This is a genomic window from Sphingomonas larreae, assembly GCF_051400595.1.
Taxonomy (GTDB): Bacteria; Pseudomonadota; Alphaproteobacteria; order Sphingomonadales; family Sphingomonadaceae; genus Sphingomonas.
Genome location: NZ_JBLFFI010000001.1, coordinates 702,797 through 723,491, shown reverse-complemented (window position 1 = coordinate 723,491; position 20,695 = coordinate 702,797). Strand labels below are relative to the sequence as shown.

Below are 20,695 nucleotides of genomic sequence, written 5' to 3'. Positions count from 1 at the left end.
ACAGGCAATGGTTCGTCTCATTTCACTGGTGATCGGTGCGGGGTTCGTCTTCGTGCTCGCACTGGCGCTGTTCTTCACCGCAAAGGACGCGATTCAGAGTCCGGCGCCGCACACCGCCGAGCATGAGTTCCACCTGCATCCGGAGGACATTCACCTGTCGTCCGCAGGCTGGTTCGGCAAGTTCGACCGCCAGCAGGTGCAGCGCGGCTTCCAGGTGTACAAGGAGGTTTGCGCCGCCTGCCACTCGCTGAAATATGTCGCCTTCCGCGACCTGCAGCAGATCGGCTATTCCGAGGCCGAGGTGAAGGCGATCGCCAATCAATGGGTAATCGAGCAGCCCAGCGTGAACCCGGAGACGGGCGAGGCGGCGACGCGCAAGAACCTGCCGTCGGATCACTTCCCGTCGCCCTTCGCCAACGAGGTCGCCGCCCGCGCCGCGAACGCCAACGCGCTGCCGCCTGATCTGTCGCTGATGGCCAAGGCACGCGAGGACGGCAGCAATTATATCCATGCGCTGATCACGGGCTATCGTGACCAGCCGGCCGAGCTGCTCAAGAAGTTCCCTGATGCGAAGACGCCGGAGGGGCTGCACTACAATCCCTATTTCGCGAACCTCAACATCGCGATGCCGCCGCCGATCACGTCGGACGGGCAGGTGACCTATTCGGACGGCACCAAGGCGACCAAGGATCAGATGGCGCGCGACGTGGCGGCTTTCCTGACCTGGACCGCCGAACCCAACCTGGAAGCGCGTCATGCCGCGGGGCTGGCGGCGGTGATCTTCCTGATGATCTTCATCTATCTCACTTGGGGCGCCTATCAGAACGTCTGGCGCGAGGTGAAGCACTGAGGGCGCGAGCGCCGACCGCATGACGTTCCTCCGCGATGGACTTACGCGGAGCAACGGCTAGGAAGCGAACACGGCGATCGAGGCGCACGCCTCGGTCGCCGTTTCCTTGTCCGTCGCAGCGGAGCCGCGCATGAACGACGACCTTCGGGCCCTGATCCGCACCATCCCGGACTTTCCTAAGCCCGGGATCCAATTTCGCGACATCACCACGCTGCTGCTCGACGCTGGCGGACTGGCCGCCTGTGTCGAGCGGATGGTCGCGGCGGCGGACGGGCCGGTCGATCTGGTCGCAGGGATCGAGGCGCGCGGCTTCCTCTTCGCCGCGGCGCTGGCGGTGCCGCTGGGCGCGGGCGTGCTGCTGATCCGCAAGGACGGCAAGCTACCGGGCGCGACCATCGCGGAGGATTATGCACTCGAATATGGGCAGGACCGGATCGCCATCCATGCCGACGCCTGCGCGCCGGGCGCGCGCGTGCTGCTGGTCGACGATCTGATCGCCACCGGCGGCACCGCGCGCGCGGCGGTGCGATTGCTGCGCAAGGCGGGCGCCGAGGTGCGCCAGGCGCAGTTCGTCGTCGACCTGCCCGAGCTCGGCGGCGCCGACCGGCTGCGCGCGGACGATGTGGCGGTGGCGTCGCTGGTCAGTTTCGACGGCCATTGAGGCGGAGATGGCCGGCCGATCCGCACCGACCCGGAACCGTTCCGCGCCCCGCGCCGTTGCTTGATGATCGGCGGCGCGTATCGGCCGCTCACTCCGGCGTATGGAGCATCAGATGGGATGGACCCGCATCGTCACCGCAAGCCTGCTGGGCGGGCTCGCGATCATGACCTCCGCCTGCTCGACCGGCTATGGCTATAGCGGGGTCGGCTTCGGCATCGGCAGCGGCGGCTATTACGACGATCCATACGGCGGCTACGGCTATGCGCCGAGCTATTATGGCTGGAACAACGGTTATTATTACCCTGGCACAGGCGTCTACGTCTATGACCGCTACCGTCGCCCCTATCGCTGGAACGGCGACCAGCAGCGCTACTGGCAGCAGCGCCGCTACGGGCTGGCCGATCGCAACGTGCGTGACAATTGGCGTGATTTCCGCCGTGACGTGGGGCGCGAGCGGCGCGACTATCGCGGCGACCTTCGCGCCAACCGTGACGCCTATCGCGCCGGCACGATCACGCGCGACCAGTTCCGCCAGGGCAATCGCGCGGCGCGGCAGGAATATCGCGGCGACGTGCGGCGCGAGTATCGCGAGCTGCGCCGCGAGAACCGCGCCGACGGTTACCGCACGCCGCGGTTCGATCGCGGACAGCGCGGGCCCGGCCCCCGTCGCGGCGAACGCCCGCGCTGACGCGTCAGCCGTGCTTCTTGAGCCCGCGCACGCGATGCCAGACGTACAAGGCGATCGCCACGACCAGGACGACGCCGATCGCCGCGTCGGCGCGGTGGAAGAACGCCTTCAGCCGCGGGTCGCTGTTCCATTTGTCGCCCAGCGTCATGCCGATCCAGGCGAGCAGCAGGCAGAACGGCCAGGAGCCCACGAACGTATAGATGTGAAACGGGATCAACTTCATTCGCGCCATGCCGGCGGGGAAGGCGATGAAGGTGCGGATCACCGGTAGCATCCGCCCGATCAGGATAGCCCAGCTCCCCCAGCGATTGAAGAAGCGGTCGGCGAGATCGAGTTCGCCCGGGCCGAGCAGCACGTAGCGGCCGAACTTTTCCGCCATCGGCCGCCCGCCACGGCGTCCGATCTCATAGGCGACGACCGAGCCAAGATTGCACCCGATCGCACCCGCGGTCGCGGCGAGGAACAGGTTCAACTCGCCGGTGGAGACGAGATAGCCTGCGAACGGCATGATGATTTCGGACGGCAGCGGGATGCACGCGCTCTCGATCGCCATCAGCAGCGCGATGCCCCAATAGCCGCCGGCGGAGATCACGGCGATGGCGAAGCCGGCGAGTGCGGCAAGGATCTTCTCGACCATGGTCCTGCGCTTGCGTCACGCGGGTGCGAAAGGGAAGCGGCAAAGTGGAACTGTGCCGTCCAGCAACGGTTCGACGCACATGACCGATCTCACGCTCAACGACGGCCGTGCCATGCCCCAACTCGGGCTGGGCACGTATCAGATTCCCGATTCGCAGGTCGCCACGGTTGTGCGCGCCGGGCTCGATCTGGGCTTCCGCCTCGTCGACACCGCCGCTCTCTACCACAATGAGCGCGGCGTCGGCGAAGGGCTGGGGCATGACGACGTCTGGCTCACCACCAAATTGTGGCACGACCAGCATGGCGACGCCGAGGGGGCGCTCGACGCCAGCCTTGCGCTGCTCGGGCGTGACCATGTCGACCTGTATCTGATCCATTGGCCGCATCCCTCGGGCGGGCGCTTCATCGACGCGTGGAAGGCGCTGGTGACGCTGCGCGAGCAGGGCAAGGCACGCTCGATCGGCGTGTCGAACTTCCTGCCCGAGCATCTCGATGCGATCATCGACGCGACCGGCGTGGTGCCCGCGGTCAACCAGATCGAACTGCATCCGACGTTCCAGCAGCGCGAGGTCCAGGCGTACAATCGCGAGCGCGGCATCGTGACGCAGAGCTGGTCGCCGCTGGGTCAGGGCGAGACGCTGCGCGACGATCGCGTCGTCGCGATCGCCGAGCGGCTCGACGCCAGCCCCGCGCAGGTGCTGATCGCCTGGCACCTCGCCAAGGGGCTGTCGGTGATCCCCAAGGCCGGCAACCTCGACCATCTCGCGAGCAACTGGCGCGCGAGCGAAGTGCAGTTGAGCGAGGACGATATCGCCGCGATCGACGCGATGGACGATCCCGACGGTCGCATGGGACCCGACCCGCGCGAGCTGTAAGGGTGAGCGCAGGCGATTCCCCCGGCCACGAGGAGGGGATCGCCGCACGCAGCGCGGTGGCGGAGGGGGCGCCCCGCGGACGTGCCGACCCGCGTGTGGCGCATCCCCTCCACCAGCCTTTGGCTGGTCTCCCTTCCCGCCAGCGGGGAGGATGTCGCACCGGCAAGCGTTTCCCTCACCCCAGCGCGGCGTGCGCCATCCTGAGGTCCTCCACGAACCGCTCATATTCGCTTGCCTTGGCCGCCTCGTCCGGCAGGCGCAGCAGGTAGCTCGGATGAACCGTGATCCACGCCGCACCGCCGTCCGGCAGGCGCTGCTCGCGGCCGCGCTCGCGCCCGATCGTCATCACCTTGCCGAACAGGCTGCGCGCGGCGGTGGCACCCAGCGCGACCGTCACCTTGGGACGTAGCAGCATCTGCTCCTGCTCGATCCACCAGCGGCACGCCTCGATCTCGCCCGCGTCGGGCTTGGCGTGGATGCGGCGCTTGCCGCGCGGCTCGAACTTGAAGTGCTTGACGGCGTTGGTGACATAGGTCTCCGCGCGGGTGATCCCTGCCGCGGCGAGCGCGCGGTCGAACACCTGCCCGGCGGGACCGACGAACGGGTGGCCGGCGAGATCCTCCTGATCGCCGGGCTGCTCGCCGACGAACATCATCGTCGCGCCGACCGGGCCCTCGCCGAAGACGGTTTGCGTCGCCGGCTTGTAGAGGTGGCAACGCGTGCACGCCGACGCCTCGTCGCGTAGCGCCTCCCACGCCGCCTGCGCATTGTCGCCGACGACGCTCTCCCGCTCGCGCGCTTTGTCGATCATCCCGCTCTCCCGTGCCTGCGCGGTCGCCAGCAGCTGCGGCACCAGCGCGGTCTCCGGCATGTTCTTCCAATACTTGCGCGGCATCTCGCGCAGCATCGCGCCGACCTTCACCCGCGCCGGGTTGAAGATGCTGGCATAATAGGTCTTCCACACCTCCTCGGTCGGATCGCCCTCGGGCGCGTCGCCGCGTTGCGCGGCCGGACCTTCGTGCAGCGCGGACCCGTCCCAGTGGAGCGACACCTCGGGTGTCAGGATCGACCAGCGCATGCTCGCGAAGCGGTTGACGAAGAAGGCGGCATTGGCGCGGACGATATGGTGTTCGGGCTCGAACCAGGCGACGTAGCGCTCCGTCCCGTCATCGTCCGCGACGCTGCGGAAGCGGAGAAAGGCGCGCATCTTGTGAATGTCGCGTCGCACCGACTTGGCGAGTGTCTCGACGCGGCGAACGAGCGGGTCGGCGTGATCCTCGGTCAGCCGCGGCGTGTCGCGCAGTCGCCACAGCATGGTGTAGAGCAATGCGAACCGCTCGGGGTCGTCGTGGAGCGCGGCGCTATTGGCGAGATCGAGGAAAGCGCGCGGCACGCGGGTGGTCGGCGCGACCGGGTCGGGGCGCGGTGCGGTGGGCTGCGCGGGCGTCGTGGCGAAGAGGTCGGTTACAGCGCCGCCGACCTGCCAGACGACCGCGTCGGGCGCGACGTGATCCGCCAGCAGCGCGCGGGCTGCGTCGCGCCAGCCGTCGACGTCGTCGGGGGCGGAGAGGGTGATGACGCGCAAGGCTAGCACACCTCTGAGCCCCTCCCCTTGAGGGGAGGGGTTGGGACGGAGGCTCTCCGCACGTGCCGCGCTCGCGGAAACGCCCAGCCCTTGGAGGGGAGGGGGGATAAGCGCTTTACCGCTGGGCCACGTCGAACGATCACGCCGCGACAGCGCACCACCGCGGCGATCCGTTTCACCCGCGACTCACTCTCAGGCGGCGAACAGCTCGAGCTGCCGCGTCTTCGGCTTGGGTGCGACCAGCGGTTTCAGTTCCGCCCGGTCCGCCAGCACCACCGGGCGCCAATCCTCGCAGATGATGAACGGCCGCACCCGCCCGATCGAGACCGTCAGCCGCGCCACATCGTCGAGCCGCAGCCGCCGCCAGCGCCGCGCCGCAAGAATGCTCTTTACCGCCTTGGTGCCGAGCCCCGGCACGCGCCACAGCAACTCGCGCGGCGCGCGATTGACGTCGACCGGGAAGCGGTCGCGGAACTTGAGCGCCCAGGCGAGCTTGGGATCGATGTCGAGCGGCAGCATGCCGGTGGAATCGTCCGCCGCCGCGATCACCTCGTCAGTGGAGAAGCCGTAGAAGCGCATCAGCCAGTCGGACTGGTAGAGGCGATGCTCCCGCATCAGCGGCGGACGCTGGAGCGGCAGCACCGCCGAGGCGTCCGGAATCGGGCTGAACGCGGAATAATAGACCCGGCGCAGCGAAAAACGATCGTACAGCGTCGACGCCTTGCGGACGATGTCGCCGTCGGTCGCCGCGTCGGCGCCGACGATCATCTGGGTCGACTGGCCCGCCGGCGCAAATCGTGGCGCCGACTTGTAGCGGGTGCGCGCGTCAGCGGTGTCGGTAATCGCCGCCTTCATGTCGCCCATCGCACCCTCGATCCGCGCCTCGTCCTTTTCGGGCGCGAGGCGACGCAGTCCGCCGACGGTGGGCAGCTCGACGTTAATCGAGACGCGATCGGCATACAGCCCGGCGCGATGGACCAGTTCGGGATCGGCGTCCGGAATCGTCTTTAGGTGAATATAGCCACGAAAGTGGTGATCTTCGCGCAACGCGCGCGCCACCTCGACCAGCTGCTCCATTGTGTAATCGGACGACTTGATGATGCCCGAGGAGAGGAACAGTCCTTCGATGTAATTGCGGCGATAGAAAGCGAGCGTGAGCTTGACCACCTCGTCCGCGGTGAAGCGCGCCCGGCGAACGTTCGAGCTCTTGCGGTTGATGCAATAATGGCAGTCGAAGATGCAGCTGTTCGTCAGCAAAATCTTCAGCAGCGATATGCAGCGACCGTCGGGTGCGTAGGCGTGGCAGATGCCCATGCCCTCGGTCGAGCCGATGCCCTTGCCATCCGCCGAGTTGCGCTTGGCCGTGCCGGACGATGCGCATGACGCATCGTACTTCGCCGCATCGGCGAGTATTTCCAGCTTCTGGCGGACGTCGAGTTGCGCCATGTGTTCGATGTATGTTCGCATGCGCCGCTTGTCGAGGGCGAAGCGACCTGCCATGGATCAGTCGCGTGCGGAGGATCATTGATCGGCTCGGCCCCAACGGGCCGTACGGGGCGCTCTTGCTCACCTGCCTGCTCGGCTTTGCGTTCAAGGCGCATTGCGGCGCCGCATGGAGCGGCAGCGAGCAATATGTCACCGGCTGCTACAGCGACGCGATCCCCTTCTGGAGCGCGCGCGGCGTCGCGGCCGGGCAGGTGCCCTATTTCCAGGCACGGATGGAATATCCGGTGCTTACCGGTGCGCTGATCTGGATCGAGGGGCTGGTGGCGCATCTGATCGAGGGCGCGCGCGCCGATGCGGCGGACTTCCTCGTCTCGGTGTCTCTCGGCAACGCGATCCTCGCCTTCGTCGTGCTCGAACTCATCCGCGGCGCCGGGGCAGGGCTGTGGCGTCAGTATGCCTGGGCGCTGAGCCCGCCGCTGGTCCTCTACCTCGGGCATAATTGGGACCTGCTCGCGGCCACCTTCGCGATCGCGGCGGTACGCGCGGCGGCGCGCGGGCAATCGCCCCGCGCCGCGGCGTTCGCGGCGCTGGGTGGCGCGGCCAAGCTGTTCCCGGTGCTGCTGCTGCCGCTGCTCGGGCTCGGCATGTTGCTCGGGCAGGGTGACTTTCCCACGCGCGTGCGCCGCGCCGCGCTGCTGGTCGTGGTGGCGGTGGTCGGCTGGGGCGCGGTCAATCTGCCCGTGGCGTGGTTCGCGTTCGAGAACTGGCGCGAGTTCTACGCCTTCTCCCGGGAGCGCGGCGGCACGGCGGCGAGCCTGTGGGAGCTGCTGGCGCAGTTCGGCTGGTGGCGCTCCGATGTGCCGACGCGCAACCTGTGGTCGCTGCTGCTGTTTCTCGGCGGCGCCGCCAGCATCGTCGCGGTCGGCTGGCGGCGGCATGGCACGCGACCATGGCTGCTGTTCACCCCGGTGCTCGCCTGGTTCCTGCTGACCAACAAGGTGTACTCGCCGCAATTCGACCTGTGGCTGTGGCCGCTGCTGGTGCTCACCGGTACGCGGGTGCGGCCGATGGCCCTGTTCCTGCTCGGCGATCTCACCGCCTATTTTGCCGAATTCTGGCTGTTTGCGGGGATGGAGGGGGCGGCGATCTCCGCGACCCACAGCGACGTGCTCGTTGCCGCCGCGGTGCGCGCGGTGGCGCTGCTGTGGCTGATCCACGCAGCGGTGCGCGATCCGGCGCCGCGCTGGGTGCGGGCCGACCCTTCATCTCGTCACCCTGAACACGTCTCGGGAACCTCCTTCCCGCCAGCACCTCAGGCTCGGGAGGCGCAATACGGTGGATCCTGAGACGAGGTTAGGAATGACGGGGCGGCTGCCAGGTCTGATCCATTCGGGCCGAATGGTGCTCCGGCGAACGCCGAAGTCCAGGGCGCAAGGCAGGACGCTCGTGGCTCTGGGCTCCTGCGTTCGCCGGAGCACGCCGGCGCTTCCAGCCGGACGAAGCAAACTCTAACGATCGGCTCAAATCGGGGACCATCCCGGTCGGTCGGCGCGGAGGGGGAGCCGCCGAGCCGTCCGCCTCAGCCCAGCGCGCTCCACTTCACGTCCGACTGCGCGTTGGCCACCACCGCCTCGACGAACGCCATCGTGCGCACGCCGTCGTCCACGCCGGGATACCACATCGCCGGCGACGCGCCACGGATCGCGCCGGCGAAGCCGCGGTAGATGTTGGCGAACGCTTCGATATAGCCCTCGGGATGGCCGGCCGGCGTGCGCGTCCGTGCGGTCGCGCCGTCGCCCAGCCCGGGACCGCCAGTGCGCAGTATTTCTACCGGCTTGTCGAGCCAGCGGAGCGTCAGCGTGTTGGGCTCCATCTGCGCCCAGTCGAGCCCGCCCAGCTCGCCGTGAACGCGCAGGCGCAGTCCGTTCTCATCGCCTGCTGCCACCTGGCTGGCCTTGAGCACGCCGCGTGCGCCGCCCGCAAAGCGCAGCAGCACGCTCACATCGTCGTCGAGGCGGCGACCGGCCACATGCGTGGTCAGCTCGGCGCACAGCGACTCGACCCGAAGACCCGAGACATGCTCGGCAAGCTGGAACGCGTGGGTGCCGATGTCGCCGAGGCAGCCGCCGAGCCCTGCGCGCGCGGGATCGGTGCGCCATTCCGCCTGCTTGTTGCCGTCACGGTCGATCGCGCGCGCCAGCCAGCCCTGCGTATATTCCACCTGCACCAGCCGGATCGTGCCGAAGTCGCCGCGCTCGACGCGCGCGCGCGCCTCTTCCACCAGCGGATAGCCGCTGTAGGTGAAGGCGAGCGCATAATGCCGGCCGCTGCGCGCAACTGCAGCGGCGATCGCCTCGGCCTCCGCCAGGTTGAGCGACATCGGCTTCTCGCAGATGACGTGGAAGCCGGCGTCGAGCGCGGCGATCGACATCGGCGCGTGGAGATGGTTGGGGGTGACGATCGCGACCGCGTCGATCCGCTCGTCCTCGGGCAGCGCGCGCTCGGCGGCGAGCAGTTGCTCGAACGTGGCGTAGACGCGCGCGGGATCGAGTCCGAGCGACTCGCCGCTGCGCCGATTGCGCTCGGCGTCGCTGCTGAACGCGCCCGCCACCAGCCGCCAGTCGCCGTCGACTCCCGCCGCCATGCGGTGCACCGCGCCGATAAAGGCGCCCTCGCCGCCGCCGAGCATGCCGAGCCTGAGTGCGTGCTGTTGCGCCATCGTTCATCTCTCCCGTCGCAATGTCGCCAGGTGACGGTGCCACCAAGCGGGTTGATCCCCGCTTGTTTAGCGCTAAACATTCGTCAAACAACCAATTGGAGAGACTCGCGATGAAGCTGATCGCCGGACTGACCGCCCTTCCGCTTGTCGCTGGCGCGGCGATCGTCGCGCTGCCGGCGCCGCTCTCGGCGCAGGCCAGCAGCCCGCCCGCGTTCGCCGCCTGCAAGGCCTGCCATTCGGTCGAGAAGGGCGGCCCCAACCGCATCGGTCCGAACCTGTACGGCGTCGTCGGCCGCCCGGCCGCGTCCGCGCCCGGCTTCAACTATTCGGCCGCGCTGAAGGCTTCGAAGCTGACCTGGAACGAGCAGTCGCTGAGCGAATTCATCGCCGCGCCGGGCAAGAAGGTGCCGGGCACGCGCATGCCGATCGGCATGGCCGATCCCGCCAAGCGCGCCGCAGTCATCGCCTATCTCAAGACGCTGAAGTGAGCGGCGGCGCGGCAGCGATGCGCGGGCCGGGTGTCTTCCTCGCGCAGTTCATGGGCGAGGCGCCGTTCGACACGCTCGACAGCGCGGCGCGCTGGATGGCCGAGGCCGGCTACGAGGGCGTCCAAATCCCCACTTGGGATGCGCGCTGCATCGACCTCGAGCTTGCCGCCGAAAGCCAGACCTATGCCGACGAGCTGACCGGCCGCTGCCGCGAGGCGGGGGTGGCGATCACCGAGCTGTCGACCCACCTCCAGGGTCAGCTGGTCGCGGTGCATCCCGCCTATGATGAGCTGTTCGACGGCTTCGCGCCGCCCGAACTGCGCGGCAAGCCCGCCGAGCGCCAGGCGTGGGCGGTCGAGCGGCTGCGGCTCGCCGCCAAGGCGAGCCGCCGGCTCGGGCTGAGCGCGCATGCCACCTTCTCGGGCGCGTTCGTCTGGGGCTTCGTCTATCCCTGGCCGCAGCGCCCCGCGGGGCTGGTGGAAGAGGCGTTCGCGGAGCTGGGCCGGCGCTGGACCCCGATCCTCGACGCGTTCGAGGAAGAGGGCATCGACCTGTGCTTCGAGCTGCACCCGGGCGAGGACTTGCACGACGGCGTCACCTTCGAGCGCTTCCTCGACCAGGTCGGCGGCCACCGCCGCGCCAACATCCTCTACGATCCCAGCCACATGGTGCTGCAGGCGATGGACTATCTCCAGTTCATCGACATCTATCACGAGCGCATCAAGATGTTCCACGTCAAGGACGCGGAGCTCAACCCGACCGGGCGCGCCGGTGTGTACGGCAGCTATTCGGACTGGGTGGATCGCCCCGGCCGCTTCCGCTCGCTCGGCGACGGGCAGGTGGATTTCGGCGGCATCTTCTCCAAACTCACCCAATATGATTACTCGGGCTGGGCGGTGCTGGAGTGGGAATGCGCGCTCAAGCACCCGCAGGACGGTGCACGCGAGGGCGCACCCTTTATCGCGGCGCATATGATCCGCCGCCCGGAACATGCCTTCGACGATTTCGCCGGCGGCAGCGATCCCAGCGCCAATCGACGCCTGCTCGGCCTCGGCTGATCCCGCACCGCCGACGATAACGACAGAGAGACAAGGGAGAGGACCGAGTGGATCAGGCAGGAGTGAACCGCAGCCGTTTGTTCTGGCTCGGCGTGCTGGCACTGGCCACCGCCGCGATCAGCGCCTCGTTGCGCGCCGCGGTCGCCAGCAGCCTCAAGGCGGAGTGGATCGATCCCATCGCGCCGGTTCAGGCGGGTGAACTGATTGGGGCGGCGCTGGGTTCCGCCTTCCTCGGTTTCGCGATCACGGTCTTCGTCGTCAGCGCGCTGCTCGACAAGATCGGCGCCAAGCGCGTGCTGATCGGCTGCGGCATCTGCTTCCTGCTCGGCACCGGGCTGATCGTCGGCGCGGGGCATCTTGCCACCGGCATGGCGGTCTACAATCTCGTCTGGTTCGGCATGCTGCTGAGCGGGATCGGCTGGGGCCTCGCCGAGGCCTCGATCAACCCGTTGACGGCACGGCTCTACCCGGACGAGACGACGCACCGGTTGAACGTGCTCCACGCTTGGTATCCGGGCGGGCTCATCATCGGCGGCCTGGCCGGGGTGTTCCTCGCCGACGTGCTGCCGTGGCAGGCGATCATGGGCTCGGTGCTGATCCCCGCGGTCGGCGTGGTCGTGATCGCGGCCACCACCACCTTCCCGGCGCCCCCGGCCGAGGTGGAGGGCGCGGGCTTCGGCGAGATGATCGGCGAGGTGTTCCGCCGCCCGAGCTTCTTCGTCTGGTTCGGCGCGATGTTCCTCACCGCCTCGTCCGAGCTCGCGCCGGGCCAGTGGCTCGACGTCGCGCTGACGAACCGCGTCGGCATGCGCGGCATCCTGCTGCTGGTCTATGTCAGCGCGCTCATGTTCGTGTTCCGTCACTTCGCGGGGCGCCTGGCGAACCGCCTCTCCAACCCCGGGCTGCTGTGGATCTCGAGCCTGCTCGCGGGCATCGGCCTGTTCCTGCTATCGCTGGCGCAGTCGCCCGTCGCGGCGATCCTCGCCTCGACCGTCTGGGGCCTGGGTGTCTGCGCGATGTGGCCGACCATGCTGGCGTCGGTGGCCGAGCGCTACCCGCGCGGCGGTGCCTGGGCGATCGGACTGGTCGGCTCGGCCGGCGCGCTCGCCAGCTTCTTCGTGCTGCCGCTGCTGGGCGGGATGTTCGACGAGGCCAAGGTGGCGCTCGCCGGTGGGCCCGAGGCGTTCAAGCAGCTGACCGGCGCGGCGTTGCGCCAGGTCGAGGATGCGGCGGCGTCGCAGTCCTTCGCCAAGCTGGCGCTGTTCCCGGTGGTGCTGCTGTTCGTCTTCGGCGGCATCTGGCTGTCCGAGCGGCGCGCGCGTGGTGCCACGCTCGCGCGCGGCGACGCCGCGTGACGCCGACGCGCCGCTCGCTGATCGCCGCCGGAGCGGCGCTGCCGCTGGCGGCGTCCGCGGCCGCGGCGCAGCGCGGCGCGACCTCCAACGCGGCGCGCTTCTCGCTCGGCTTCGCGCCGCACGAGGGCAGCTTCAAGAGCCGCGGCGGCCTGCTCGAGCAGATCGCCTTCGCCGCGGACCAGGGCTTCCGCGCCTGGGAGGACAATGAGGCGCGGGCCCGGCCGATCGCGCAGCAGGAGGCGATGGCCAAGGCGCTGCAACAGCGCGGCATGGCGATGGGCGTGTTTGTCGTGAGCATGCCGAAATGGTCGGAGTTCCGCCCCATCTTCGGCAGCGACGATGGCGCCGAGCGCGAGGCCTTCCTCGCCGACGTGCGCGCCTCGATTGAGGTGGCCAAGCGCCTCAACACGCAGCGCGCGACGGTTGTCACAGGGTTCCTCGACCCGCGCGTGCCGGTGGAGATCCAGACCGCGCGCGTGATCGACCTGATGCGGCGCGCCGGGGACATCGTCGCGCCGCACGGGCTGGTGCTGGTGATGGAGCCGCTCAATACGCGGGTGAACCATCCGCACGTCTACATGCAGAGCTGGTCGGCGGGCTATGCCGTGGCGCGCGGGGTGAACAGCCCGGGGATCAAGATCCTGGCGGACTGCTATCACGAGCAGATCCAGTCAGGGAATTTGATCAACTCGCTCGTCACCTGCTGGGACGAGATCGGCTATGTCCAGTTCGGCGACAATCCCGGCCGAAACGAGCCGGGCACGGGCGAGATCAATTATGCCAATGTCGTCCGCTGGCTGCGCGATAAACGCTACGCCGGCGTGATCGGCATGGAACACGGCAATGCGCGCGAGGGGCGCGCGGGCGAGGAGCGGCTGATCGCCGCCTATCGCGCGATCGATCGGGTCGCAGGGGAGGAAGCATGACCAACACGAGCAGCGGCGCCCGCGCGGGCGCACGCGACCTGAACGGAGAAATCAAGTGATCGACCGCAGAGACGCGCTCGCGGGCATCGTCGCGATGTTCGGCAGCCAACTCTTCGCCCCCATCGCGCGCGCCGCCGGCGTCGCCTCGCAGCAGGCGTTCGGGGTGATCGACACCGGGCCGCCGTCGGTGCAGGTATTCACGCCGGCGCAGAAGGCATTGATGACCGCGCTGAGCGACCGCGTGATCCCGGCCACCGACACGCCGGGCGCGATCGCGGCGGAGGTGCCGCAATATATCGAGAAGCTGCTCGCCGACTGGTCCGAGCCGAAGGATCGCGTGCCGATCATCGCCGGGCTCGACGCGATCGAGGCGCGCAGCCGCGCCGATTACAAGAAGAGCGCCGCCGCGGTCACTCCGGCGCAGCAGGATGCGCTGCTGACGCTGGCGATGGAGGACAAGGTGCCGGGTGGCGCCGCCTTCTTCGAGCCGTTCCGGCAGATGGTGATCGTCGGCTATTACACGTCCGAGATCGGCATCACGCAGGAGCGCGAATATCTACCGGTGCCCGGCCAATATGACGGCGCCTTCCTCTACTCCAAGGTCAACAAGGTCTATTCCTCATGATGACGGACCGTCGCACGTTCCTCGCCGGCAGCGCCGGTCTCGCCGCCCTCGGTGTCGCGGGCGCGCTGCCCGCGTCCGCCGCGCAGCTCGGCAAGGTGGGCATCCAGCTCTACACCGTCCGCGAGCTGTTCCAGAAGGATCCGGTCGCCACGCTCGGGCAGATCGCCAAGATCGGCTATCGCGAGGTCGAGTTTGGCGGTGGGGGCTATGACAGCATGGACCATGCCATGCTGCGCCGGACGATGGACCGGCTGGGCCTGACCTCGCCCTCGATCCACGTCGGCTACGACCTGCTGCTCAACAAGTTCGACGCCAGCGTGAAGATGGCCAAGACGCTGGGCGCCGACACGATCGTGCTGCCGTACATGACCGACGAGCACCGCACCGCCGCGGCGTGGGAAGCGGCACTGCCGAACTTCAACAAGTTCGCGCGCGAGCTCGCGCAGGACGGCCTTGGCTTCGCCTATCACAACCATGATTTCGAGTTCACCCTCAAGCCCGAGGGCGTCAGCCTGTACGACCGCCTCATCAAGGGCACCGATCCGAAGCTGGTGAAGGTGGAGATCGACCTGTACTGGGCGATCCACGCCGGCGAGGATGCGGCCGCGCTCATCAAGCGGATGGCGGGGCGTATCTACGCCTATCACGTCAAGGACCAGCGCCCAGACGGCAACATGACCTCGGTCGGGCTCGGCACGATCGACTTCGGCAAGCTGTTCAAGCTCAACGGCATGGCCGGCGTGAAGCACTTCTACGTCGAGAACGACGAGTCGCCCGCGCCGTATATCCCCGACATCACCACCAGCTTCCAGACGCTGCGCAAGCTGCGCTTCTGACGACACTTATCCCGGGAGGGGATCATGGCAGTTACGAACAGGTTCGACGCGATCGTCATCGGCTCCGGGGTCAGCGGCGGCTTCGCCGCCAAGGAGCTGACCGAGAAGGGGATGCGCGTCCTGATGATCGACCGTGGGATCATGGTCGAGCACCAGACCGACTATACCTATGACGGCAAGCCCGCCTACGAGATCCCGGCGCGCGACTTGATGCCGCCGGAGCTGGTGAAGAGCGACTATTTCATTACCACGCACGGCTATGTCTCGCCGAGCACGCAGAAATATTACAACAACGACCGACTGAACCCGTATGCCTTTGACGAGGGCAGCAAGTTCTACTGGATCCGCCCCGCGGCGGTCGGCGGCAAGTCGATCATCTGGGGTCGCTGGTGCTTCCGCTGGAGCCCGGCCGACTTCGAGGCGAACAAGAAAGAGAATGTCGGCGGCGATTGGCCGATCCGCTACGACGACGTCGCGCCGTGGTACGATTATGTCGAGAAGTACATCGGCGTATCGGGCTCGCGCGAGAACCTGCCCTACCTGCCGGACAGCCAGTTCCAGCCGCCGATGCCGATGAACGTGGCGGAGAAGTGGTTCAAGCAGCGGCTCGAGGGCGCCTTCCCCGGGCGCAAGCTGATCAACACGCGCCTGTCGAACATGACCGAGGACAAGCCCGACCAGAATCGCAGCAAGTGCCAGGTGCGCAACCAGTGCGGACGCGGCTGCTCGTTCGGCGCCTATTTCTCTACCCAGGCGGTGACGCTTCCTGCCGCGCGCGCCACCGGGCGCTTCACGCTGCGCTCGGACGCGGTGGTGACCAACCTCGAATATGATCCGCAACGCAAGCGCGTGACGGGCGTCCGCTTCGTCGACGCCAAGACTGGTCAGGCCGAGACGGTCAGCGCCGACATCGTCTTCCTCTGCGCCTCGGCGATGGCGTCGAACCAAATCCTGATGAACTCGCGTCCGGCGGGCAGCGCGAAGAGCTATTTCAACACGAGCGGCACGCTCGGCCGCTACGTCATGGATCACATTTTCCGCGTCAACATCGCCGGCGAGATCCCGGGGATGGAGGAGTATATCGAGTTCGGGCGTCGCCCGGGCGGCGTCTACATTCCGCGCTTCCGCAACAACAACGGCGACGAGGGGCTCGGCTTCCGGCGCGGCTACGGCTATCAGGGCAGCGCGCGGCGCGACCCCGCCAAGCCGAAGGGCTTCGGCGCGTCGATGAAGCAGGGCATGCGCCAGTACGGCCCGTGGCAATTCTCGATGGGCGCATTCGGCGAGTGCCTGCCCTATGAGGACAATCACGTTTCGCTCCACCCCGACAAGGTGGACCGCTTCGGCGTGCCGCTGATGCGTTTTGACGTCCGCTTCCGCGACAATGAGCTGAAGATGATGACGGACGCGCGCCAGCAGGGCGAGGAGATGCTCCGCAAGGCCGGTCTGCTCAACGTCCGCAGCAGCGAGGAGGAGCACGTTCCGGGTGACGCGATCCACGAAATGGGGGGCGCGCGCATGGGTCGCGACCCGCGCGAGTCGGTGCTCAACGGCTTCAGCCAGTCGCACGACGCACCCAACCTGTTCGTCACCGATGGCGCGCAGATGAACTCGATTTCGTGCATCAACCCGTCGCTCACCTTCATGGCCCTCACCGCGCGTGCGGCGGACCATGCGGTGAGCGCCAAGAAGGCGGGGTTGATCTGACGATGCCGCGCCGCGTGCGCGCCTGAGCGATGCCGCCCGACCGCGTCACGGGCGAGCTGCCATGACGATGGAGCGGCGCGCCGAGCGCGGGGTAACCATGCGCGCGGTCGCGGCGCGCGCGGGCGTCTCGCCGATGACGGTCTCCAACGTCATCAACGGAGCGGGACGCGCCGGCGCGGCGACAGTAGCGGCGGTGCGCGCCGCGATTGACGAATTGGGCTATGTTCCCAATCTCAGCGCGCGCCAGCTCGCGCGGGCGCGTGCCACGACGGTAGGGCTGATCTACAGCGGCGCGCGCACGCCGTTCCTTGATGCGATCCTGACGGGCTCGCTGCGCGCCACCAACGCGCACGGGCTCCAGCTGCTGCTGCGCGAGGAGCAGCGGCTCACGCGCGACGCCGCGGAGGAGGCGGCACGCGCGCTGGTGCGCGGCGGCGCGGACGCGCTGTTGCTGATCCCGCCATTCGCCGAGTTGCTGAGCGAGGGCGGAGTGGCCGGCGCGCTCGGCGTGCCCGCCGCGGCGATCGCCACCGGCGGCACGCTGCCGGGCACCGCCACCGTGCGGATCGACAATCGCGCGGCGATGCGCGCCTTGACGCAGCGCCTGATCGCGCGCGGACACCGCCGGATCGGGTTCGTCGCCGGGCCGTCCAATCACTCGGATAGTTACGGCCGCGTCGATGGCTATCGCGAGGCGCTGGTCGCCGCGGCGATCCCGCTCGACGCGGCGCTGGAGTTCGAGGGGCGGTTCGATCACGGATCAGGCTGCGCCGCGGCGGAGACGTTGCTCGGGCTCGCGGCGCCGCCGAGCGCGATCATGTGCAGCAACGACGACATGGCGGCGGGGGTGATCGGCGCGGCGCATCGCCGCGGCCTGCGACTGCCGCGCGACCTGGCGGTGACCGGCTTCGACGATACGACGATGGCGTCGCTGATCTCGCCCGCGCTGACGACGGTGCGCCAGCCGATCCAGCAAATGGCCTATCGCGCCGCCGAGATGCTGATCCGCGCGGGGCGCCGCGGCGGTGTCGCGGCAGCGGAGGACGAGCTGGTCGACTATGAGCTGATCGAGCGCGAGTCGACCGCGGTCTGACGGTTGGTCCGCAAGGGTGCGAGCCCGGCTTCAAGGGATCGCTCGTGCGGCTGCCTACAGGATCGCTGCACGCTCAAACATTTCGGGTTGCTGGCAAACGCCCGTCATCCCGACTCAAGGCCGGGATGACGGCGGAAGCTTGTCGGCCCCGAGTTCAGCCCTTCAGCTTGGCTGCGGTCTCGGCGATGCGCTTGCCCTGATAGCGCGCGCCGTCGAGATCGACCTGGCTGGGCTGGCGGCTGCCATCGCCGTCGGCGAGCGTCGAGGCGCCATACGGCGTCCCGCCATGTACTTCCTTGACGCCCATCTGGCCCTGGAAGCCATAGTCGAGCCCGACGATCGTCATGCCGTGGTGGAGCAGGTTGGTGATGATCGAGAAGAGCGTCGTCTCCTGCCCACCATGCTGGCTCGCGGTCGAGGTGAAGGCGCCGCCGACCTTGCCGACCAGCGCGCCGCGCATCCACACGCCGCCGGTGGTATCCCAGAACGCCGCCATCTGGCTCGGCATGCGGCCGTAGCGGGTCGGTGCACCGACGATGATCGCGTCATATTGGGTGAGCGCGTCCGGACCTTCGATCACAGGGTGAGCGGTGTCGGTCTTGAAGTGCGCGGCGGCGGCCACCTCGGCGGGTGCGGTTTCGGCGACGCGACGGATGTCCACTTCCGCGCCGCCCGCGCGCGCGCCCTCGGCGACCGCGTCGGCCATCTGCTCGATATGGCCGTAGGACGAGTAATAAAGGACGAGGACCTTGGTCATGGCGATGGCTCCTGGTGCAGCGGGGACGGTAAGAGACGGGATCAGCCGCGCTCGACGCGAACCAACGTAGGTAAGCGACGCCGTCCGCGGAACCGAAACGATTGAAACGGATCGTTTCGGCCATTACGCCCGGCAGTGATGCGGCTCCCTGATCTCGAGGCCTGGGCGATCTTCGCGGCGGTGGCCGAGCATCGCTCGTTCAGCGCGGCGGCGGACGCGATCGGGCTGAGCAAGGCGACGGTCTCCAAGGGCGTGTCGCGACTGGAAGCGCAGCTGCAGCTGTCCCTGTTCCATCGCACCTCGCGCCGGCTCGCGCTGACCGAGGCGGGCCGCCCGCTGGCCGACCATGCCGCGCGGATCGTCGCGGAGGCGCAGGCGGCGGAAGAGGCGGCGCGGCACGGCGCCGCCGCCCCCGCCGGACGGGTCCGGCTGGCCGCGCCGATGAGCTTCGGGCTCAAGCATGTCGCGCCGGTTGTCGCCGACTTCCTCGCGGCGCATCCCGCGATTGAGATCGAGCTTCACCTCGCCGACTCGCGCGTCGACATCGTCGCGGAGGGGTTCGACGTGGCGCTGCGGATCGCGGACCTTCCCGACAGTTCGCTACGTGCGCGCCGGCTCTGCACGATCAACGCGCATGTCGTCGCGGCACCGTCGTATCTCGCCGCGCACGGCACGCCGACGCATCCCGCGCAGCTCAGCGCGCATCGGCTGCTGGGTTACACCAATGTCGCGGGGCCGTGGCGCTTCCGCGCGCGCGACGGCAGCGAGGTGTCGGTCAAGGCGCAGGGGCCCCTGTCCGCGAACAGCGGCGATGCGCTCGTGCCCGCGCTCGAGGCGGGGCTGGGAATAGCGCGGCTGCCCGGATTCATCGTCGGCGCGGGACTTGCCGCGGGCCGGGTGGTCGAGATCATGCCCGACTGGGCGCCCGCCCCGATCGGGCTCCACCTGCTCACGCCGCCGAGCGCGCTGCGTCCGGCGCGGGTAGAGGCGCTGATCGCCTTCCTGACCGAGCGGCTGCGCGACTGAGCGCGCCTTCTTTCCTCCCTGTCGCTCTTGCGCCATGGTGCAGGAAACAGGGGGAACATGCATGAAACTGACCGTTTTGCCGCGCGCCGTCGCGGCGCTTGCGGCGCTTGCCTGCACCGGCTCGGCCACCGCCGAGAGCGTGGTGGTGACCGCGGCGCGGATGCTCGACGTCGACAAGGGCGCGATCGTCAGCGACCCGGTGATCGTGGTCACCGACGGGCGGATCGCCGCCGTCGCTGCGGGCGGCGCCAGCCGGCCGGCGATCCCGGCGGACGCGCGCCGGGTCGATCTCGGCGACGTCACGCTCGTGCCGGGGCTGATCGACATGCACGTCCATCTCACCAGCCTGGCGGAAGTGGGCGGCTATCAGACGCTCAAATACACCGACAGCTTCTGGGGCGCGGTGGGCGTCGCCAACGCCGCCAAGACGCTGCGGGCCGGCTTCACCACGGTGCGCAACGTCGGCGCGGCCGACTTCCAGGACATCGGGCTCAAGGAAGCGATCGACGGCGGCTGGGTGATCGGCCCCCGCATCGTCCCGGCGGGCTATGCCATCGGCGCGACCGGCGGGCATTGCGACGACAATGCGCTGCCGCCCTCCTACGACAAGAAGCTGCCCTCGGTGGTGAACTCTCCCGAGGAGGCCCGCGCCAAGGTGCGGTGGCTGCACAAATATGGCGCCGAGGTGATCAAGATCTGCGCCACCGGCGGCGTCTTCTCGCTCGGCGACTCGGTCGGCGGGCAGCAGCTCAGCGAAGACGAGATGCGCGCGATCGCGGACGAGGCGCATATGCTCCACCTCAAGGTAGCGGCGCACGCGCACGGCGACGAGGGGATCAAGGCCGCGATCCGCGCCGGCATCGACACGATCGAGCACGTCAGCCTCGCCTCGGACGAGGCGATGAAGCTCGCGATCGAACACAAGACCTGGTTCGACATGGATATCTACAATGACGATTATATCCTCGCCACCGGTACCAAGAACGGCACCGAGCAGGAGAGCCTCGACAAGGAACGCGTGATCGGGCTCAAGCAGCGCCAGACCTTCCAGCGCGCCTTCCGCATGGGCGTGGCAATGACCTTCGGCACCGATGCGGGAGTCTATCCGCACGGCGACAATGCCAAGCAATTCGCCAAGATGGTGCAATGGGGCATGACCCCGCTCGACGCGATCCGCGCCGCGACCTCCAGCGCGGCGCGCGCGCTGGGTCGCGAACAGGACGTGGGCGCGATCGCGGTAGGACGGTACGGCGACATGGTCGCGGTGCGCGGCGACCCGCTGCGCGACGTCACCGTGCTGGAGCACCCGGTCGCGGTGGTGAAGGGCGGCGTCGAGCTGAAGTGAAACCCTTCGCTCTCCCCGC

At 68.5% G+C, this 20,695-nt stretch carries 20 protein-coding genes; 15 read left to right on the top strand and 5 right to left on the bottom strand.

The features are described from left to right. Nucleotides 1-7 precede the first annotated feature (7 nt). From ACMGDM_RS03190 to ACMGDM_RS03180, 3 genes are all read left to right on the top strand, one after another. On the top strand, nucleotides 8-850 hold the full coding sequence (locus ACMGDM_RS03190) for a cytochrome c1 (protein ID WP_436802667.1): 843 nt from the start codon (nucleotides 8-10) through the stop codon (nucleotides 848-850). Between the two features lie 130 nt (nucleotides 851-980). Further along, entirely contained in the window at nucleotides 981-1,511 is a 531-nt protein-coding gene (locus tag ACMGDM_RS03185) for an adenine phosphoribosyltransferase (RefSeq protein WP_436802666.1), read from the top strand. A 112-nt stretch (nucleotides 1,512-1,623) separates the two neighbouring features. Further along, entirely contained in the window at nucleotides 1,624-2,199 is a 576-nt protein-coding gene (locus ACMGDM_RS03180) for a hypothetical protein (protein ID WP_436802665.1), read from the top strand. Nucleotides 2,200-2,203: 4 nt separating this feature from the next. On the opposite strand, the gene ACMGDM_RS03175 is transcribed toward ACMGDM_RS03180, so the two are convergent. Beyond that, complete coding sequence (locus ACMGDM_RS03175) at nucleotides 2,204-2,836, bottom strand: DedA family protein (RefSeq protein WP_436802664.1); 633 nt, start codon at nucleotides 2,834-2,836, stop codon at nucleotides 2,204-2,206. A 79-nt stretch (nucleotides 2,837-2,915) separates the two neighbouring features. On the opposite strand from ACMGDM_RS03175, the gene ACMGDM_RS03170 reads away from it, so the two are divergent. Further along, nucleotides 2,916-3,710, top strand: a complete 795-nt coding sequence (locus ACMGDM_RS03170; protein ID WP_436802663.1) for an aldo/keto reductase — start codon at nucleotides 2,916-2,918, stop codon at nucleotides 3,708-3,710. Nucleotides 3,711-3,885: 175 nt separating this feature from the next. Here the strand turns inward: ACMGDM_RS03170 and ACMGDM_RS03165 are convergent, their stop codons facing one another. Together ACMGDM_RS03165 and ACMGDM_RS03160 are read right to left on the bottom strand one after the other, a co-directional pair. Then, nucleotides 3,886-5,295, bottom strand: coding sequence for a UdgX family uracil-DNA binding protein (locus ACMGDM_RS03165; protein WP_436802662.1), 1,410 nt, complete (start codon nucleotides 5,293-5,295; stop codon nucleotides 3,886-3,888). A 192-nt stretch (nucleotides 5,296-5,487) separates the two neighbouring features. Continuing rightward, nucleotides 5,488-6,741, bottom strand: a complete 1,254-nt coding sequence (locus ACMGDM_RS03160) for a putative DNA modification/repair radical SAM protein (protein ID WP_436802661.1) — start codon at nucleotides 6,739-6,741, stop codon at nucleotides 5,488-5,490. 65 nt (nucleotides 6,742-6,806) lie between these two features. Between ACMGDM_RS03160 and ACMGDM_RS03155 the strand changes: the two genes are divergently transcribed. After that, on the top strand, nucleotides 6,807-8,087 hold the full coding sequence (locus ACMGDM_RS03155; RefSeq protein ID WP_436802660.1) for a hypothetical protein: 1,281 nt from the start codon (nucleotides 6,807-6,809) through the stop codon (nucleotides 8,085-8,087). 233 nt (nucleotides 8,088-8,320) lie between these two features. Here the strand turns inward: ACMGDM_RS03155 and ACMGDM_RS03150 are convergent, their stop codons facing one another. Continuing rightward, a complete protein-coding gene (locus ACMGDM_RS03150; RefSeq protein WP_436802659.1) occupies nucleotides 8,321-9,460 on the bottom strand; it encodes a Gfo/Idh/MocA family protein in 1,140 nt (379 codons plus the stop codon). Between the two features lie 110 nt (nucleotides 9,461-9,570). Between ACMGDM_RS03150 and ACMGDM_RS03145 the strand changes: the two genes are divergently transcribed. The 8 genes from ACMGDM_RS03145 (at nucleotide 9,571) to ACMGDM_RS03110 (ending at nucleotide 17,548) form a co-directional block, all read left to right on the top strand. After that, complete coding sequence (locus ACMGDM_RS03145) at nucleotides 9,571-9,948, top strand: c-type cytochrome (protein WP_436802658.1); 378 nt, start codon at nucleotides 9,571-9,573, stop codon at nucleotides 9,946-9,948. A 17-nt stretch (nucleotides 9,949-9,965) separates the two neighbouring features. Further along, on the top strand, nucleotides 9,966-11,006 hold the full coding sequence (locus ACMGDM_RS03140; protein ID WP_436802657.1) for a sugar phosphate isomerase/epimerase family protein: 1,041 nt from the start codon (nucleotides 9,966-9,968) through the stop codon (nucleotides 11,004-11,006). A 47-nt stretch (nucleotides 11,007-11,053) separates the two neighbouring features. Continuing rightward, nucleotides 11,054-12,361 (top strand): MFS transporter, encoded by a 1,308-nt coding sequence (locus ACMGDM_RS03135; RefSeq protein WP_436802656.1) that lies wholly within the window; start codon nucleotides 11,054-11,056, stop codon nucleotides 12,359-12,361. Then, complete coding sequence (locus ACMGDM_RS03130) at nucleotides 12,358-13,287, top strand: hydroxypyruvate isomerase family protein (protein WP_436802655.1); 930 nt, start codon at nucleotides 12,358-12,360, stop codon at nucleotides 13,285-13,287. Before ACMGDM_RS03135 ends, ACMGDM_RS03130 begins: the two co-directional genes overlap by 4 nt. 55 nt (nucleotides 13,288-13,342) lie before the next feature. Beyond that, complete coding sequence (locus tag ACMGDM_RS03125; protein ID WP_436802654.1) at nucleotides 13,343-13,912, top strand: gluconate 2-dehydrogenase subunit 3 family protein; 570 nt, start codon at nucleotides 13,343-13,345, stop codon at nucleotides 13,910-13,912. Next, on the top strand, nucleotides 13,909-14,748 hold the full coding sequence (locus ACMGDM_RS03120; protein ID WP_436802653.1) for a sugar phosphate isomerase/epimerase family protein: 840 nt from the start codon (nucleotides 13,909-13,911) through the stop codon (nucleotides 14,746-14,748). Before ACMGDM_RS03125 ends, ACMGDM_RS03120 begins: the two co-directional genes overlap by 4 nt. A gap of 24 nt (nucleotides 14,749-14,772) precedes the next feature. Further along, nucleotides 14,773-16,455: a GMC family oxidoreductase gene (locus ACMGDM_RS03115; protein ID WP_436802652.1), complete on the top strand. Its 1,683-nt coding sequence runs from the start codon at nucleotides 14,773-14,775 to the stop codon at nucleotides 16,453-16,455. Nucleotides 16,456-16,516: 61 nt separating this feature from the next. Further along, on the top strand, nucleotides 16,517-17,548 hold the full coding sequence (locus tag ACMGDM_RS03110) for a LacI family DNA-binding transcriptional regulator (protein WP_436802651.1): 1,032 nt from the start codon (nucleotides 16,517-16,519) through the stop codon (nucleotides 17,546-17,548). Between the two features lie 154 nt (nucleotides 17,549-17,702). On the opposite strand, the gene wrbA is transcribed toward ACMGDM_RS03110, so the two are convergent. Further along, complete coding sequence (wrbA, locus tag ACMGDM_RS03105; RefSeq protein ID WP_436802650.1) at nucleotides 17,703-18,305, bottom strand: NAD(P)H:quinone oxidoreductase; 603 nt, start codon at nucleotides 18,303-18,305, stop codon at nucleotides 17,703-17,705. Nucleotides 18,306-18,443: 138 nt separating this feature from the next. Between wrbA and ACMGDM_RS03100 the strand changes: the two genes are divergently transcribed. Both ACMGDM_RS03100 and ACMGDM_RS03095 read left to right on the top strand, forming a co-directional pair. Then, entirely contained in the window at nucleotides 18,444-19,331 is an 888-nt protein-coding gene (locus tag ACMGDM_RS03100; protein WP_436802649.1) for a LysR family transcriptional regulator, read from the top strand. 61 nt (nucleotides 19,332-19,392) lie between these two features. Next, nucleotides 19,393-20,676 carry a Xaa-Pro dipeptidase gene (locus tag ACMGDM_RS03095; protein ID WP_436802648.1) on the top strand — a complete coding sequence of 428 codons (1,284 nt, stop codon included), beginning with the start codon at nucleotides 19,393-19,395 and terminating at the stop codon, nucleotides 20,674-20,676. Nucleotides 20,677-20,695: the final 19 nt, after the last annotated feature.

Bases quoted from the DNA above. Each gene is read 5' to 3' on its own strand.
- ACMGDM_RS03180 (WP_436802665.1), top strand. From the start codon at position 1,624: ATGGGATGGACCCGCATCGTCACCGCAAGCCTGCTGGGCGGGCTCGCG.
- ACMGDM_RS03100 (WP_436802649.1), top strand. From the start codon at position 18,444: ATGCGGCTCCCTGATCTCGAGGCCTGGGCGATCTTCGCGGCGGTGGCC.
- ACMGDM_RS03160 (WP_436802661.1), bottom strand. From the start codon at position 6,741: ATGGCGCAACTCGACGTCCGCCAGAAGCTGGAAATACTCGCCGATGCG.
- ACMGDM_RS03170 (WP_436802663.1), top strand. From the start codon at position 2,916: ATGACCGATCTCACGCTCAACGACGGCCGTGCCATGCCCCAACTCGGG.
- wrbA (WP_436802650.1), bottom strand. From the start codon at position 18,305: ATGACCAAGGTCCTCGTCCTTTATTACTCGTCCTACGGCCATATCGAG.
- ACMGDM_RS03110 (WP_436802651.1), top strand. From the start codon at position 16,517: ATGACGATGGAGCGGCGCGCCGAGCGCGGGGTAACCATGCGCGCGGTC.
- ACMGDM_RS03175 (WP_436802664.1), bottom strand. From the start codon at position 2,836: ATGGTCGAGAAGATCCTTGCCGCACTCGCCGGCTTCGCCATCGCCGTG.
- ACMGDM_RS03150 (WP_436802659.1), bottom strand. From the start codon at position 9,460: ATGGCGCAACAGCACGCACTCAGGCTCGGCATGCTCGGCGGCGGCGAG.
- ACMGDM_RS03115 (WP_436802652.1), top strand. From the start codon at position 14,773: ATGGCAGTTACGAACAGGTTCGACGCGATCGTCATCGGCTCCGGGGTC.
- ACMGDM_RS03185 (WP_436802666.1), top strand. From the start codon at position 981: ATGAACGACGACCTTCGGGCCCTGATCCGCACCATCCCGGACTTTCCT.
- ACMGDM_RS03095 (WP_436802648.1), top strand. From the start codon at position 19,393: ATGAAACTGACCGTTTTGCCGCGCGCCGTCGCGGCGCTTGCGGCGCTT.
- ACMGDM_RS03190 (WP_436802667.1), top strand. From the start codon at position 8: ATGGTTCGTCTCATTTCACTGGTGATCGGTGCGGGGTTCGTCTTCGTG.
- ACMGDM_RS03120 (WP_436802653.1), top strand. From the start codon at position 13,909: ATGATGACGGACCGTCGCACGTTCCTCGCCGGCAGCGCCGGTCTCGCC.
- ACMGDM_RS03145 (WP_436802658.1), top strand. From the start codon at position 9,571: ATGAAGCTGATCGCCGGACTGACCGCCCTTCCGCTTGTCGCTGGCGCG.
- ACMGDM_RS03140 (WP_436802657.1), top strand. From the start codon at position 9,966: ATGCGCGGGCCGGGTGTCTTCCTCGCGCAGTTCATGGGCGAGGCGCCG.